Here is a 14,909-nt window from a genome sequence, read left to right as displayed (position 1 = left end):
GAATCGGTGACGTTCAATTCCACAACTCATGTGGGGTGAAAAATACCGTTGACCCTTCTTAAAAGCTTCGATTATTCTGCGCCCACAAATTGTAGACAAAAGGTATACATGAGGCCCTGGCCGCAGAAATCCTGCTGAAACCTGCTGGTTTCCTTGCTGGTCTCATCCCCGCTGACTAAAAAACGTCCCTGCCAAACGAGCCTTGCCGAAGTTCGGCTATTGCCCGTACACGCCGTTATTTTGCCTTGAATTTATCAGCTAAGTTCCGCGCCGTCGTGCGCGAAAGGTTTACGGCTATTCAGGTCCGTGGTGGGGAAAGTCAACAATTGATCGACTGTCTTTAAACGCTAAAAACAATGAACGCAGGAGACACATCGCGGTGACTAGAAGTGCTATTTCCATCGAAGACGTACCGATCAACAACTTTCACCAGTTGATGACGGTTCGTGCGGGCGGTGGCTGGATTCTGGATGGTTACATCCTGAGCATCATCGGCGTGGTGATCGTCCAGTTTTCCGAATATCTGAAGCTTGACTCCTTCTGGCAGGGCCTGGTCGCCGCCTCGGCGATGCTGGGAACGTTCTGCAGCGGTTTCCTCGGTGGCTGGCTGACTGACAGGATCGGCCGGCGCCGCCTGTTCTTCGTCGGTCCTGTTCTTTTCATCGTGGGCTCGGTGGGGTCCTTCTGGGTCGAGTCGGGCGTGGCATTGTTCATCCTGAGGTTCCTCGTCGGTGTCGGCGTGGGGCTCGAATATCCCGTGGCGGGCTCGCTGCTGACCGAGTTCCTGCCGCAGAAACATCGTGGCCGTCGCCTGGCGGCACTGACCATCCTGTGGTTTGCCGGTGCTGCGCTGGCGTACATGGTCGGCAACTTCATCCTGGCTCGTGGCGGCGACGATGCCTGGCGCTGGGTGCTGGCCAGCTCCGCCGTGCTCGGTGTGCTGCTGTTCATCGTGCGCCTGGGGACGCCTGAGTCGCCACGCTGGCTCATGAGCAAGGGCCGTCTCCAGGAAGCCGAGGACATCATCAAAAAGGTCTACGGATCGTCCTTTTCCCTGGCCAACATGCCTGAACAGGAGGTGGAGCAAAAGGTCTCCCTGACCGACCTGATGCGCTCGGGGTATGGCAAGCGCATGCTGTTCGTCGCGGTGTTCTGGAGCGCGGCAGTGGTGCCGATGTTTGCCGTCTACTCGTTTGCCCCGGTCGTGCTGCAGGCGCTGAACCTCAAGGGTGAGTGGGCGTCCTTCGGCTCGGTGCTGATCACACTGCTGTTCGTGGTCGGCTGCATTGTCGCCACCCGGCTGATCGATTCCCTGGGGCGACGCCCGCTGATCATCCACAGTTTCCTGTGGTCGACCCTGGCCCTGCTGGGTCTGGGCGTGTTCTCCACGGGCTCCGAGGTGCTGGTCCTGGTGCTGTTCGGCGCCTATGCGCTGTTCATCGGCGGTGCGCAGGTGCTGGAGCTGGTATATCCCAATGAGCTGTTCCCCACGGAGATCCGCGCATTTGCGGTCGGCATGGGCTCATCCATGTCCCGCATCGGTTCTGCCGCTGGCACCTGGTTGGTACCGATCTCGCTGCAGAGCATCGGTATCGGCAACACCATGCTCATTGCCGCCCTGGTTTCGCTCGTTGGCCTGATCGTCTCGGTCTGGCTGGCACCGGAAACCCGCGGCATGAGCCTGGAAATGGCTGCATCGCTGGAACGCTGATTGAAAAGGCCGCCGCAGTCCACACTGCGGCGGCCTTTTCATCCCGGAATCGCCTCATGTGCTCTTCAGGCTGTCGTTGCGCTCGCGGTCGCCCTGTTCGAGTGCCACCAGCGCCGGCATGTCGAGAATCTCCACGAGTCGCCCACGCAGGTTGACGATGCCCTGCGCCCGCAAACGGGTGACCGACCGGCAGACGGTTTCAAGACGCAGTCCCAGGTACGAGGCCATGTCCTCACGAGACATGCGCAACATGAAACCGTGGGCAGAGTATCCCCGGTTGACGAAGCGCCGGGACAGTCCGATAAGGAAGTTGGCCAGGCGCTCCTCGGCGGTGAGGTTGCAGAGCATCAGCACGCGCTGATGCTCGCGCACGATTTCCCTGCTCATCAGTCGATTCAGGCTTTGCTGCAGGAACGGGAACTCGCGAGCCAGGGTTTGCAGCCGCTGATAGGGGACAGGGCAGACCTCGCTATCCTCGAGGGCGATGGCGTCGCACACATGTCGCTCGGTGGCGATGGCGTCGAGTCCCAGCACCTCGCCCGGCATCCAGAAATTGATCACCACTCCCTGGCCCTCCGCAGTGTTAAGGCTGGTCTTGAAACTGCCGCAGCGCACGGCGTAGAGAGTGGTCAGCGGATCGTTGGCATTGAACAGCGCGGCACCTTTGCGGATGCGCATGCGCGGTCCGATCAGCGCCCCCAGGCAACTGTTGTCCTGCACCGGCAGCCCCGTTGGCAGGCACAGGCTATTGACGCGGCACTCCTGGCAGGCGTTCGACAAGGGTTTCAGGTGAATGGGAGGCGCTGCGCAGGGCGCCGTCGGGGGATCGAGCAGGGTGACGCTCAACGGTCCGGGCATGGCTCAGGCCTCCTTTGCACATTGGCGGTCGGATTGAGCCGCAAGACCAGCGCGGGCCTTGCCGGCATCGGCCGGACCCCGGTATGGCGAGCCGCCTGCCAGCCGCTCGAAGGAATGGGGCGCGTTAAGCCGGGTGGTCAGCCGCTCCACGAATTGTTCGGCTTCAGTGGAGGTATTGAAGTCCACTCGCCAGTCATCCATGTAGACCCACCAGCGGTTGTATTCGGCATTTTTCTCGACGTAGACGTTCATGGGGGCCTCCGGAGCCTGCATGAGCCAGGCAACTGCCTATCGATGCGAAGCGAAAGCGTCCCTGCCGACAGCCCAACGTGTTTCAGGGTGTGATGAGTAGCGTGCGCCGCACACACGACGAAGCGTTGATCCGCGTCAATTTATTCGATGGTGATCCCGGACCGTCTGTCCGAGAACCGCTGTTCTTGATAAACATCAAGCCCGGCGGGTGCGTGAGGTGGATGATCAGGGCTCGATCTCCTGCCGCAGAGGTGTGCCATGACTCATCCGCAAAGACTTCTTCTCGTGGCATCGCCGCTGATGCGCCGCACATCGGTCTATGATCGTGCTGCCGCGCTGGCCAAGGCCAAGGGCATGGCCCTGCACATCGCGGCCTTCGATTACCTGGAAGGGCTCGCCACGGCAGGCCTGGTCAACGAACAGGCCCTGGCGGTCATGCGCGAGGGGTATGTGCAGCAACACCGCGACTGGCTGGAAAGCCAGGCCGTGTCGATGCGACGTAACGGCCTGACGGTCACGACCGAGGTGGTGTGGGTGCAGCATCCGCTGGACGAGATCCTGGTGCACTTGCGCGAACAGCCGTTCGCCATGCTGATCAAGGAGTTCGAGCATGAGCCCTGGTGGATGCGCGCCATGTTCACCTCGCTCGACATTCAGTTGCTGCGTGAGGCCCGGACTCCCGTGCACCTGGTGCGAAAGGCCAGCCAGGCCCTGCCGCGCAAGATTCTGGCGGCCGTGGACCTGTCCCGGCCCGAAGACCAGGTCGAGGGGCTCAACGACCTGATCATCGGCGAGGCACTCAAGCTGGCACTGCAATGCAATGCCCAGATCGACCTGTTGTTCGCCTACGACCTGGGAGCCATGTACCAGGACCTGGAGGGTGGCGACCATGCGTTTCTGTTCGAATCCGGCCTGGCCCGAACGCTTCACCAGGCCCAGAGCGAGGCCTTTCAGACACTGGCCGAACGTAACGGGATCGCCATCGAGCATCGTCACATGCGGGTAGGGGATCCGGCCAAGGTGCTGGCGTTGTTCATGGAGAACAACGACATCGACGTACTGGTCATGGGCAGCTACCACCATCACGGTATCGGCTGGTTCATCGGCAGCACCGCCGAGCGGGTCCTGTATCGGTTGAACAGCAGCGTCCTGGTGATCTCGCCCGAGCATTCGCGGGGGTGAAAGGCCAGGTTCGAACGGGCCTGGTCGTTCAGGCCCGCAGGTTCAGTTCGTGAAAGATCTGTCTGGAGGTTTGCCATGGGTCAGTATCGACAACTGCTGGTGTTGCTCGACGAGCTCGATCCGCATTCGGTTGCACTCCGTCGGGGCCTGGCCCTGGCGCAGGCCAGTGGCGCCAGTGTGCACGTACTGGGGGTATTCAAGCCTGGCGTGCAGTATCTGCTGCGCGAATCACGGCTGGAGGAGATAGAAATTACGCTTCAACGGGCGCGCTATCAGGAACAGCTCAAGGGGCTGGTCGAGCGAAACCGTCGCAGTGGCGTGCGCTTGACGGCCGACAGCGTCGAGAGCAGCGAGCAGGTCGTCGACTACCTCGCCGAGGTCCAACCTGACATGGTGATCAAGGAAAGCGAGGAGCCATCGGCCCTGGCGCGCCTGTTCGGCACGCCCACCGATTGCGCGCTGATGCGCGGGTTCCAGGGCATCAAGCATTTCGTACCCGCCCGGGCGGTCGCGCTGCCCCGGCGCATACTGGTCGCCGTGGACACCGAGCCAGGCGAATCGCCTGAGGCCCAGGGACTGTTCAACCAGGCGCTCATCAGGGCAGCCCAGGCGTTGGCCCTGCAATGCAATGGGCAACTGCACCTGCTGTCGGCCTACAGCCTGGCTGCGGTATTCGCTGCGGACATGGCGGTTACCCAGGCCTGGATCGAGGAAATGCGTGACACCCTCAAGGCTCCTTTCGATGCCTTGGCAACTGCCGAAGGCGTCCCGCCCGAATGTCGGCATTTCGAGGAAGGAACACCTGTCCAGGTGATTCGTGAGCAGGTCGCTGCGCTGGATATCGATGTAGTGGTCATGGGGGTTGTACAACCCCGGGGGCTGGACAAGTTGCTGGGCGACACCACTGAACGCATCGTCGGCCAGCCGCCCTGCAGCGTGCTGGCGGTATCACCCCGGGTGATTGAAACCTGGGCACCACAGCCATGAGCGTGCGGGCGACATCGTGATCTGGTCGGCGGGGGTTACGGCATTGCAAGTGATCCGGGGCGAGCCGCCACGCGGCCCCTCAAGGTCATGCCAGACTATCGGGGTCCCCGCAGAACATCTGGATCCGCGAGCGCAACCAGCGCTCGCCCGGATCGTTGTCCTGGGAGCCGCGCCAGGCCATGTGCAGTTCGAAACTCTGCACCGGCAGTGGCGGGTCCTCGGCCCGTACGCCGCCGGCGGCGGTCAGGGCATCGGCGGTGTAGTCGGGTACGGTGGCGATGATATCGGTGCCGCTGATCAGCGTACCCAGGCCGTTGAACTGGGGAACCGCCAGCACGACGTGGCGCTTGCGCCCAAGTTTTTCCAACTCCGTGTCGATGAAACCGCTCAAGTCGCCGGCAAAGGACACCAGTGCATGGGGACGGGCGCAGAAGTCATCCAGACTCAGCGGGCCTGGCACGGTGTCGGCCCGCAGCAGCTTGGGCGAACTGCGGCGCAGCACCTTGCGCTTGGCGTTGGCGGGCAGGTCGGCGGTGTAGCACACGCCGATGGAAATCTCGCCGGAGCTGAGCTTGGCCGGGATCAGCAGGTAGTTGACCCGGCGCACCACCAGCACGATGCCGGGTGCCTCGGCCCGAAGGCGCTTGAGCAATTGTGGCAGCAGGGCGAACTCGACGTCGTCGGACAGGCCGATACGAAACACCTGGGTGCTGGTCGCCGGATCGAACTCGGCCGCGCGACTCACGGCGGTGGAAATCGAATCCAGCGCCGGCGAGAGCAGGGCAAAGATCTCTTCGGCGCGTGCCGAAGGCTCCATGCTGCGCCCGGTGCGCACGAACAGCGGGTCATCGAACAGATTACGCAGGCGCGACAGCGCCGCACTGATCGCCGGTTGGCCGAGAAACAGCTTTTCCGCGGCCCGGGTCACGCTGCGCTCATGCATCAGGGTTTCGAACACGATCAACAGGTTCAGATCGACGCGACGCAGGTCGTTACGGTTCATCGGGCTCGCTTCACAGGACGGTCAATAACGTGAGGGATGAATCTTAAGGGCAAAACCGCCTGATTCGCACTGGAAAAATGAACTTTCCTATCTATCTGCGGAATGATGCCACTTGGACTCGGGTTTTCGGGCGTTTCTGTCGCATCAAGGAGGCTTTTCTCACAGCCAAGGCCCGATGCGGCTGACATTGTGTACAATGCCCCCGAATCAATGACAGGCATGTCGACTATTAACGGGCACGGATAGTGTTCAAGACAAAGCCCGGATAGAGTTCGTGTCATTAGAAGTTCATTTGGCGAGGTTTGCGATGTCCCGCACGATCCGTTTTCACAAGTTTGGTTCGGCCGAGGTGCTCAAGTGCGAAGAGCATGCGACGTCCTTGCCTGCACCGGGCGAAGTGCAGGTACGTGTCGAAGCGATTGGCATCAGCTGGTATGACGTGCTTTGGCGGCAGAACCTGGCGTCTTCCCATGCCCGCCTGCCGGCCGGTATCGGCCACGAGATGGCCGGCGTGGTCACCGCCGTCGGCGATGGCGTGGACGACTTGGCCGTGGGCGACAAGGTTGCCAGCTTCCCGGCCCAGAGCCCCAACGACTATCCCGTGTATGGCGAAGTGATCATCCTGCCGCGCTCGTCCCTGACGCGTTACCCGGATGTGCTGACGCCGGTCCAGGCCAGTGTCCACTACACGCCGCTGTTGATTGCCTATTTCGCGTATGTCGACCTGGCGCGCGTCAAGCCCGGGCAGTTCGCCCTGATCACCGACGCCAGCCACTGCGCCGGCCCGGCCTTCGTGCAACTGGGCAAGGCCCTGGGCGTGAAGGTGATCGCCGCGACCAAGACCGCCGAGGAGCGCGATTGCCTGCTGGCCCTGGGCGCCGAGAAGGTCGTGGTCACCGAGGAACAGGATCTGCTGATGCAGATCAACAAATACACCGATGGTCGGGGTGTCGACATGGTCTTCGACGGCCTGGGCGGGCCGCAGATGTCGATGCTCGGCGATGTGCTCGCGCCCCGGGGCAGCCTGGTGCTCTATGGCCTGCAGGGTGGCAACCAGACGCCATTCCCGGCTTGTGCGGCGTTCCAGAAGAACATCCAGTTCTTCGTGCACTGCATCGGCAACTTCACCGGCAAGCCGGAGCTGGGCATCGTCCAGGACCAGGCGGCGGTACAACGGGCACTGCGCGATATCAACCAGTTGACGGCCGATCGCGTGTTGCCGCCAATGGAGATTCGCTCATTTCCTTTCGAGGCGTTCGTCGAGGCTCATCGGTTCATGGATGCCTGTCCATGCCGCGGTCGCGTGGCCTTGCAGATCGAGAACGCCTGACGCCATCACGCGTTTCATCCAGCCTCGTATCGGTCGACTGATACGGGGCTTTTTATTTTGTCCAATATTTTAGCGGGCATGCGGCCGAAACTTGTCGCTGATCGGCTTGCCTGGCTGTAACTGAACTGGTTTTTCCAGAAATTCTGTATCTGTTAATCGTTTTCTGGGCGCTGATAATTAACCGGTAACTTTCAGCTCAAGGAATGAGTCATGAACCAAATTCAGTTGTTGTACCGCACCGGGCCACTTGCACAAGCTTTGGGCGCCGAGTTTGCCGAGGCAGGAAGAACAGGCCGGGCCCATGCAGCGGGGCTTGGCCGTCTGCGCTTCAGGTAATCGAAACTTGTAAGTTGATGTAAGAATATTCCTAGGAAGTTGTTTTGCTCCAGGTATTTCCAACGCTAACCGGCAATCAGTAATCAGGGCACGCTCGTATATCCGGCTATGGATGTTACAGGCTCGGGGTAATACTCTTGTTGTTGCCCGACATGTTCCGGTGGCGCACGCTTATTAGGCACCTGAACATGGCACGACCTGGCAAGCGCGGATAATACGAGCGCCGTTGGCCCGACACTGAACCCAATCCAGGTGTAAAGGCTATGAGCTCTATTCATGAGCAGGCAATGAACTATGTGTATCAACAGGTCCTACAACGGTTGATGAGTTACTTCAGCCGTGCCGAACGTATCGCCCTGCAGTTGTTGATCCAGCGCCTGATCGTCGCTGCCGGCGGTATCGAGCGTATCGGCGAGTTCAAGGTCATGGTGGGCCACGGCGGTGGCAAGGACAGCAGCTACACGCTGGCCTTCCTGCGGGCCGCGCAGTTGAGTATTGCCGGCCGCTCGCCGGCGACCTTCAACCTGCGTATCGCGACCTCGCGTCATGCGGGTCTCACCTCCATGGTGATGAACAACATCCATCACGCCTATTGCGCCCTGTTCGTCTACGACGACCCGCGGGTGGAGTTGTTGATGGTCGACAACAAGCATGTGCGGCCGTTCAACCACCGTACGCCGATGTCCGAGATGGCCCGTGAGTTCAATCGGCGCGATCTGCTCATGAATGGCCATCTGACGGCGGGTGACAGCCGCACCACGTTCTGCAACAACTGTTACCTGTCGATGGCCGACTTCTATGAGCGGGCCAGTGCCTGGGACCAGGGAATCGATGCGTTGATCCTGGGTGATCCGCCCCGTGAGCAGAAGCAATACCTGACCTGGTTGCTGCGCTCGACCGAGAAGCCCGAGCACGGCCGCACGACTGAAGGCCCCCTGGAGTTCGAGGAAGCGGTCAGGACCTGCAACGAGCTGAGCCTTGAGTATTACCGCGAGCTCTATGGTGACGCCTCTCTGCAGCCGCAGGGACCGGCCATCAGTCGCTCCAGTCGCAGGCAGGGACCGATGATCCTCGGCGTGCATGACCTAGTGGGCAGCGACATCGAACAGCGCTGGCCACTGCTGACCGAGTTCCTTGGCTTTCGTTTCGATGACCTGGCGTTTCACTTCAGTGAATCCGACTGCGCCAACCCATTGTTGATGGCTCATATGCGTGGCCTGCAGGCCCAGTATGTCCGGGGGCTGAACTACCAGGCCGGCATTACCGAATACCTGCAACTGGCCGTGGTGATGATGCGCAAGAAACGCATGTCGGCCCCGCTGATCGAACAGGCGATGATGGCCTACGACACGCCGGAGAAGCTCCTGGGCCGCAGGGCGCTGGCCCGGGCCTATGCGCAGGAAGCCTATGGCCTGAGCGAGGGGCAGCTCATCTGCCTGTTGTTCGCACCATTCGTCAACCAGGGACGGGGGCTCGAGCTTTTCCTGCGCCGTTGCCATCCGGGCATGCTGGTGGCCTTGCCGGACCTGCACAAGGCACTGTCGGCCAAGCCGGCCGGGGAGCAGGTCGAGCAGTGGCTGAAGGAGGTCAGCGGCTTGCCACTCGAGCGCCTGCAGGACCTCTACCAGAAAAAACAGGTCGACTTCAGCGCTGCCGCGTCGCTGATTGCCCGGGTACGGGCTAGCGATCCGGACAAGCACCGTGTCGATATCATCAATCCCGACAATGGCGAAGTCCGCCAGGAAGTCCTGTCGGGACGCTGAAGGGTTTGCGATTGACTGTTTCAAGATCCCCCAAGCCCGGACTGTCCCAGGCCGGGCCGAACGGCCGTCCGCCTGGGACAGTCCGGGAGCGCAAGCACTCGGGTTTTGCCTACCAGGCGGTCTATCGGTACCTGGTCAGCCTCATCAACGAGGTCGAAACCGAAGCCCGGGTCAAGTTGCCCTCGTTGCGGCAACTGGCCGAGCGCCTGAACGTGTCGATCTCGACCATCCAGTACGCCTACTCCCTGCTGGAGAAGGAGGGGCGGGTCTATTCCCAGGCCAAGTCCGGCTACTACGCGCTGCCGGTGCCCGGCGGCTCGTTCGTCAGCGGTGGCGCCGACCTGCTGGAACGGATCTACGTGCACTCGCGCCGGCCCGGCACCCTGGTGCTGGGTAATGACGAGCCGGCCTTGCTGCTGTCGCTGGACAATCCGTTGCTGCTGCTCGAGCGTGAGCTGGTGCGCCAGTACCCCCGGCAACAGCAGCCGCAGTTGCAGCCTTTTGGCGAGATGGAACTGCGTGCCGCGTTGGCGGTGCGCTATACCACCTCGGCCCGGCGCTATTGGCATGCCGACGACGTCTACATCGGCGCCGATGTGCGCAGCGTGCTGGAAACACTGATGGCGGCGCTGTCGTTGAAACACACCACGGTACTTGTCGAGTCACCCTGTGACTGGGTGATTCTGCGCCTGTTGCAGGCCGGCGGGGTCGACGTGGTCGAGCTGCCGCTGGACCCGAACGGGCTCTTCGACCTGAAGCGGCTCGAACAGGTGTTGCAGGCACAGCCGGTCAAGCTGCTGCTGATGTCGTCCGGGGTCAACATGCCCCGCGGCAGCCTGATGCCATTGGAGCATCGTCGGCAGGTCGCCCGGCTGATGGAGCGCTTTGGCGTCTGGCTGTTGGAGAACGACAGCCACGGCGAGCTGGCCTACCAGCCCGACGCAGTGCACATGCGTGACCTGGTCGACCCGGAGCGCCTGCTGGTACTGGCGGGTTTCGAACGGTTCATGGGCTGCGAGGCACCGTTCGGTTACCTGTTGTCACGCCACTTCGGGGTGGAACTGCAGCGGCATTTCCTGCTGCGTTCATTCCGCATGTCGCCGACCCGACAGAAGGCGATTGCCCGGTTGTACAGCAGCGGGCGTATCGACCAGCACCTGGGTACCCTGCGTCGGTTGCTGCAGGAGCGCATGCTGCAGATGACCCAACTGCTGCAGGAGCGGTTGTCCGATAGCCTGGACTTCGTCCCGCCCCAGGGCGGCGCGACGGTCTGGGCACGGGCCAGGCGCGCGGTGGATATGCGCCAGGTCTTCGAACAGTTGCTGGAGCAGAAGATCGTCATCGCCCCTGGCGAACTGTTCAGCCTGCAGGGTTTGCATCGCGACTGCCTGCGCCTGAGCGGTACGTCCAACAGCCACCGCCATCTGGACCTGGCCCTGGGGCCGCTGGGCAACACCTTGCGCCTGGAGTTCGGCGCCTGAAACCACAGGCCGGGGGGCCCTTTGTCCAATTGTGTTTGCCAGACGCGGGGAGGACTGTTATCTGTATGCATAACCAGCACTCGACAACTGTGGTCCTGCCTACCCGTGACAACTGCGCCCCTCGACGATCCCTTCTACTACCTGAACAACTTCCAGTGCGTACTCGATTGGCTGACGCAGCGTTATGCCGACCTGCTGGATGCGCAGGAGCGGGCGTTCATCGACGATTTCGTCCGATTGCCCAGGGCTTCGCGAGCCTTGCTGGTGCGGATGGTGATGCGCAAGGGCGAGCACTTTCGTCGCAGCAAGCTGAACTACGGCGAGATCGGCGACACCGAGACCGCCGTGCAGCCGTTGCTGGAGCGTGGCTGGGTCCGGGACGACCTGCCCCTGACCTTGGAAAGCGTCTTCGGGGTATTGCAGAAGGCCGAGATCGTCCAGGCGTTCCAGGCCGAGATCGTGCAGCCCAAGCTGAAGAAAGCCGAGCTGTACGAGCAACTGGCCCTGCTGTTCGTCGAGCCGCGTCCATTCGACCAGTGGTGCCCCCAGGTGCCAGACCGGCTCTACAGCCTGGAGGTCATGGCGCTGTGTGATCGCCTGCGGCTGATGTTCTTTGGCAACCTCTACCAGGACTGGTCGGAGTTCGTGCTGGCTGACCTGGGCATCTTCAGCTACGAAAAGGTCGAGTTCCATGCCGATTCCCGCGGCCTGCGCAGTCGTGCGGACGTGGACGGCTACCTGCACCTGCACGCGGCCCGGCAGGCGTTGGAGGTCGGGGAGGAGGTGGCCTGGGTGCTGGAACAGGTCAACCGGCTGGAAATCGACAACCCCTGGCTGGAGCGCCGCCGTGGCAAGCTGCTGTTTCAACTGGGCCAGTACCGTGAGCGCGAGGAAGACCTCGCCGGCGCGCTGGCGATCTACCAGAGCTGCCTGTACCCCGGCGCCCGTCTGCGCCGTATCCGCGTGCTGGAGCGCCTGGGTGAGCACGAGGCCGCCATGGCCCTGGCCAGCGAGGCCCAGGCGGCACCCGATACGGCCGAGGAAGAACAGCACCTGCAGCGTATCCTGCCGCGCCTGAGGCGCCGGCTCGGCCTGCCGGCCGTGGCGCGCAGCGCGCCGACACCCGTGACGCGGCTGGATTTCAACCTTAGCTTCGAACCGGACGAGTCAGTCGAGCAACGCGTCGCCCGGCACCTGCAGGAAGAGCAGGCACCGGTGCATTATGTCGAGAACACCCTGGTCAACTCGCTGTTCGGCCTGTTGTGCTGGCCGGCGATCTTCGCGCCGTTGCCGGGTGCATTTTTCCACCCCTTCCAGAGCGGGCCGGCAGACCTGCACAGCGAGGATTTCCATGCCCGGCGTGCCGAACTGTTCGAGGATTGCCTGCGGCAGCTGTCGGACCAGCGCTACAAGCAGACCATTCGGCAGAACTTCGTCGCCAAATGGGGGGTGCAGTCGCCGTTCGTGTTCTGGAACGTACTGACCGAGGAACTGCTCGAACAGGCGCTTGCCTGCCTGCCGGCTGAACACCTGAAACACTGGTTCGAGCGACTGTTGCTGGATATCAAGGCCAACCGCGCCGGCATGCCGGACCTGATCCAGTTCTGGCCGGCGCAGAAAACCTACCGAATGATCGAGGTCAAGGGCCCCGGCGATCGCCTGCAGGACAACCAGCTGCGCTGGCTGGAGTTCTGCCACCGGCACCAGATGCCGGTGACCGTCTGCTACGTGCAATGGGCGGAGCCGGGCGCTTGATCTACAGCGTTGCCGTGCGGGCCCTGTGCGAGTTCACTGCCAAGGTGGGCGACCTGGACCTGCGCTTCACCCCGTCACCGACCGCCCTGGAGGGCATCACCGGTCACCGCACCGTGGCCGCGCGCCGCAGTGAGGGGTATCGCGCGGAGCTGGCCCTGGAGGGGTATCACCGGCAACTGCGGGTCCGGGGCAGGGCCGATGGCTATGACCCGGTGCAGAACCAGCTGGAGGAGATCAAGACCTACCGCGGCGACCTCGCCAACCAGCCGGACAACCATCGCCAGTTGCACTGGGCCCAGGCGCGTATTTATGGCTGGCTGGCCTGCGAGCACCTGCAACTGCCCGAGATCAACCTGGCGCTGGTGTACTTCGACATCGTCAGCGAGAAGGAAACCCTGCTGCGCGAAACCTGGCGCGCCGAGGATCTCAGGGGCTTTTTCGAACAACAGTGCACGCTGTTCCTGCATTGGGCCGAGCAGGAAATGGCCCATCGCAGCGCCCGTGACCAGGCCGCCCGCGAGCTGGCGTTCCCCCATGGCGAATTCCGGCCTGGCCAGCGGTCCCTGGCCGAGACCGTGTACAAGGCGGTCAGTACCGGCCGCTGCCTGATGGCCCAGGCGCCCACCGGGATTGGCAAGACGCTCGGTACGCTGTTTCCGATGCTCAAGGCCCTGGCCCCGCAGCAGTTGGACAAGGTGTTCTTCCTTACCGCCAAGACCCCGGGGCGCCAGTTGGCCCTGGATGCGGCGCAGGTGTTGCACGCCCGCCAGGATGGCTTGCCGCTGCGGGTGCTGGAATTGGTGGCGCGGGACAAGGCTTGCGAGCATCCGGACAAGGCCTGCCACGGCGAGGCCTGTCCACTGGCACGAGGGTTCTATGATCGCCTGCCGGCCGCGCGCCAGGCGGCAAGCGCAGTGGCCGTGCTGGATCGCCAGGCCCTGCGCGAAGTGGCCCTGGCCCACGACATCTGCCCGTACTACCTGAGCCAGGAAATGGCCCGCTGGGCCGACTGGGTGGTTGCCGACTACAACTATTACTTCGATTTCAGCGCGCTGCTGTTCGGCCTGGCCCAGGCCAACCAGTGGCGGGTCGCAACCCTGGTGGACGAGGCGCACAACCTGGTGGAGCGTGGGCGCCAGATGTACAGCGCCAGTCTCGACCAGCAGGCCCTCGCGCAGGTTCGCAAGCATGCGCCGGTACCGTTGCAGAAGTCGCTGCAACGCCTGAACCGCGAGTGGAATGCCTTGCACAAGGAGCAGGTGGCCAGCTACCAGGCCTATGAGCAGGCGCCAGGCAAGCTGCTGCTGTCCGTTACCTCGTGCATATCGGCCATTGGCGACTACCTCAACGAGCATCCGCAAGGACTGGACGGCGAGCTGCAGGCCTTCTACTTCGAGCTGCTGCAGTTCGCCCGGGTCGGCGAGTTGTTCGATGAGCACTTCCTGTTCGATATCAGCGTGCGCGAACTCGGGCGTCGGCGCCTGTCACAGCTATGCCTGCGGAATGTGGTGCCGGCGGCGTTCCTGCGTCCTCGCCTGACGGCTGCCCGTAGCAGCGTGCTGTTTTCCGCGACCCTCAGCCCTCGGCACTACTACGCTGACCTGCTGGGGCTGCCAGCCGACACGGCCTGGATCGATGTCGAATCGCCGTTTCGGCGTGAACAGCTGGACCTGCGCATCGTTAGCCAGGTGTCTACCCGCTACGTGCACCGCCAGGCGTCACTGGCGCCCATTGTCGAGCTGATGGCCGAGCAGTTCAGCCAACGCCCTGGCAACTACCTGGCCTTTTTCAGCAGTTTCGACTATCTGCAGCAGGTGGCCCAACTGATGGCCGAGACCCACCCGGGTATTGCGTTGTGGCTGCAATCACGGCGCATGGAGGAAAGCCAGCGCCAGGCTTTTCTCGACCAGTTCACCGAGCACAGCCAGGGGATCGGTTTCGCGGTGCTGGGCGGAGCCTTTGGCGAGGGCATCGACCTGCCTGGGCAGCGCCTGATCGGCGCCTTCATTGCCACCCTGGGCCTGCCGCAACTGAACCCGCTCAATGAGCAGATCAAGCAGCGCATGGCCGCGCTGTTCGGCTCCGGTTACGACTACACCTACCTCTACCCGGGGCTGCAGAAGGTGGTGCAGGCCGCGGGGAGGGTGATTCGCAGCCAGCACGATCATGGAGTGGTGGTGTTGATCGACGATCGTTTTGCCGAGGCCAGGGTCCGGCAGTTGTTGCCACGCTGGTGGCAGGTCTGACCGCT

At 62.7% G+C, this 14,909-nt stretch carries 12 protein-coding genes; 9 read left to right on the top strand and 3 right to left on the bottom strand.

Features of this window, described 5'->3' with window-relative positions; all coding sequences use genetic code 11:
* Positions 1-379: 379 nt before the first annotated feature.
* On the top strand, positions 380-1,711 hold the full coding sequence (locus HU752_RS16970) for an MFS transporter (RefSeq protein WP_186682932.1): 1,332 nt from the start codon (positions 380-382) through the stop codon (positions 1,709-1,711).
* A gap of 54 nt (positions 1,712-1,765) precedes the next feature.
* On the opposite strand, the gene HU752_RS16965 is transcribed toward HU752_RS16970, so the two are convergent.
* Positions 1,766-2,569 carry a helix-turn-helix domain-containing protein gene (locus HU752_RS16965; protein WP_186682934.1) on the bottom strand — a complete coding sequence of 268 codons (804 nt, stop codon included), beginning with the start codon at positions 2,567-2,569 and terminating at the stop codon, positions 1,766-1,768.
* A 3-nt stretch (positions 2,570-2,572) separates the two neighbouring features.
* Entirely contained in the window at positions 2,573-2,821 is a 249-nt protein-coding gene (locus HU752_RS16960; protein ID WP_186682936.1) for a hypothetical protein, read from the bottom strand.
* A 258-nt stretch (positions 2,822-3,079) separates the two neighbouring features.
* On the opposite strand from HU752_RS16960, the gene HU752_RS16955 reads away from it, so the two are divergent.
* Complete coding sequence (locus tag HU752_RS16955; protein WP_186682938.1) at positions 3,080-4,003, top strand: universal stress protein; 924 nt, start codon at positions 3,080-3,082, stop codon at positions 4,001-4,003.
* A 75-nt stretch (positions 4,004-4,078) separates the two neighbouring features.
* Positions 4,079-4,990 (top strand): universal stress protein, encoded by a 912-nt coding sequence (locus HU752_RS16950; RefSeq protein ID WP_186682940.1) that lies wholly within the window; start codon positions 4,079-4,081, stop codon positions 4,988-4,990.
* A gap of 85 nt (positions 4,991-5,075) precedes the next feature.
* Here HU752_RS16950 and HU752_RS16945 read toward each other — a convergent pair whose 3' ends face one another.
* Positions 5,076-5,993: a LysR family transcriptional regulator gene (locus HU752_RS16945; protein ID WP_225920011.1), complete on the bottom strand. Its 918-nt coding sequence runs from the start codon at positions 5,991-5,993 to the stop codon at positions 5,076-5,078.
* A gap of 307 nt (positions 5,994-6,300) precedes the next feature.
* On the opposite strand from HU752_RS16945, the gene HU752_RS16940 reads away from it, so the two are divergent.
* The 6 genes from HU752_RS16940 to HU752_RS16920 all read left to right on the top strand — a co-directional run bounded on the left by HU752_RS16940 (position 6,301) and on the right by HU752_RS16920 (position 14,904).
* Positions 6,301-7,323 (top strand): zinc-dependent alcohol dehydrogenase family protein, encoded by a 1,023-nt coding sequence (locus HU752_RS16940; protein ID WP_186682942.1) that lies wholly within the window; start codon positions 6,301-6,303, stop codon positions 7,321-7,323.
* Between the two features lie 210 nt (positions 7,324-7,533).
* Positions 7,534-7,659, top strand: coding sequence for a hypothetical protein (locus HU752_RS31925; RefSeq protein WP_264083970.1), 126 nt, complete (start codon positions 7,534-7,536; stop codon positions 7,657-7,659).
* 263 nt (positions 7,660-7,922) lie between these two features.
* Positions 7,923-9,422, top strand: a complete 1,500-nt coding sequence (locus HU752_RS16935) for a hypothetical protein (RefSeq protein WP_186682944.1) — start codon at positions 7,923-7,925, stop codon at positions 9,420-9,422.
* Between the two features lie 41 nt (positions 9,423-9,463).
* Positions 9,464-10,903: an aminotransferase-like domain-containing protein gene (locus HU752_RS16930; RefSeq protein ID WP_225920181.1), complete on the top strand. Its 1,440-nt coding sequence runs from the start codon at positions 9,464-9,466 to the stop codon at positions 10,901-10,903.
* 105 nt (positions 10,904-11,008) lie between these two features.
* The gene (locus HU752_RS16925; protein WP_186682948.1) at positions 11,009-12,658 is read left to right on the top strand and encodes a VRR-NUC domain-containing protein; all 1,650 of its coding nucleotides are present in this window, start codon (positions 11,009-11,011) and stop codon (positions 12,656-12,658) included.
* Positions 12,655-14,904 (top strand): ATP-dependent DNA helicase, encoded by a 2,250-nt coding sequence (locus HU752_RS16920; RefSeq protein WP_186682950.1) that lies wholly within the window; start codon positions 12,655-12,657, stop codon positions 14,902-14,904. The genes HU752_RS16925 and HU752_RS16920 overlap by 4 nt, the downstream gene beginning before the upstream one ends.
* Positions 14,905-14,909: the final 5 nt, after the last annotated feature.

Origin of the sequence: Pseudomonas vanderleydeniana, assembly GCF_014268755.2 — a bacterium.
GTDB lineage: Bacteria > Pseudomonadota > Gammaproteobacteria > Pseudomonadales > Pseudomonadaceae > Aquipseudomonas > Aquipseudomonas vanderleydeniana.
This window is presented reverse-complemented; position numbering and strand designations above follow the sequence as displayed.

What these genes read in the sequence shown, in the direction of transcription:
- HU752_RS16950 (WP_186682940.1), top strand. Translation starts at nt 4,079, where the DNA reads ATGGGTCAGTATCGACAACTGCTGGTGTTGCTCGACGAGCTCGATCCG.
- HU752_RS16940 (WP_186682942.1), top strand. Translation starts at nt 6,301, where the DNA reads ATGTCCCGCACGATCCGTTTTCACAAGTTTGGTTCGGCCGAGGTGCTC.
- HU752_RS16955 (WP_186682938.1), top strand. Translation starts at nt 3,080, where the DNA reads ATGACTCATCCGCAAAGACTTCTTCTCGTGGCATCGCCGCTGATGCGC.
- HU752_RS16945 (WP_225920011.1), bottom strand. Translation starts at nt 5,993, where the DNA reads ATGAACCGTAACGACCTGCGTCGCGTCGATCTGAACCTGTTGATCGTG.
- HU752_RS16960 (WP_186682936.1), bottom strand. Translation starts at nt 2,821, where the DNA reads ATGAACGTCTACGTCGAGAAAAATGCCGAATACAACCGCTGGTGGGTC.
- HU752_RS31925 (WP_264083970.1), top strand. Translation starts at nt 7,534, where the DNA reads ATGAACCAAATTCAGTTGTTGTACCGCACCGGGCCACTTGCACAAGCT.
- HU752_RS16935 (WP_186682944.1), top strand. Translation starts at nt 7,923, where the DNA reads ATGAGCTCTATTCATGAGCAGGCAATGAACTATGTGTATCAACAGGTC.
- HU752_RS16965 (WP_186682934.1), bottom strand. Translation starts at nt 2,569, where the DNA reads ATGCCCGGACCGTTGAGCGTCACCCTGCTCGATCCCCCGACGGCGCCC.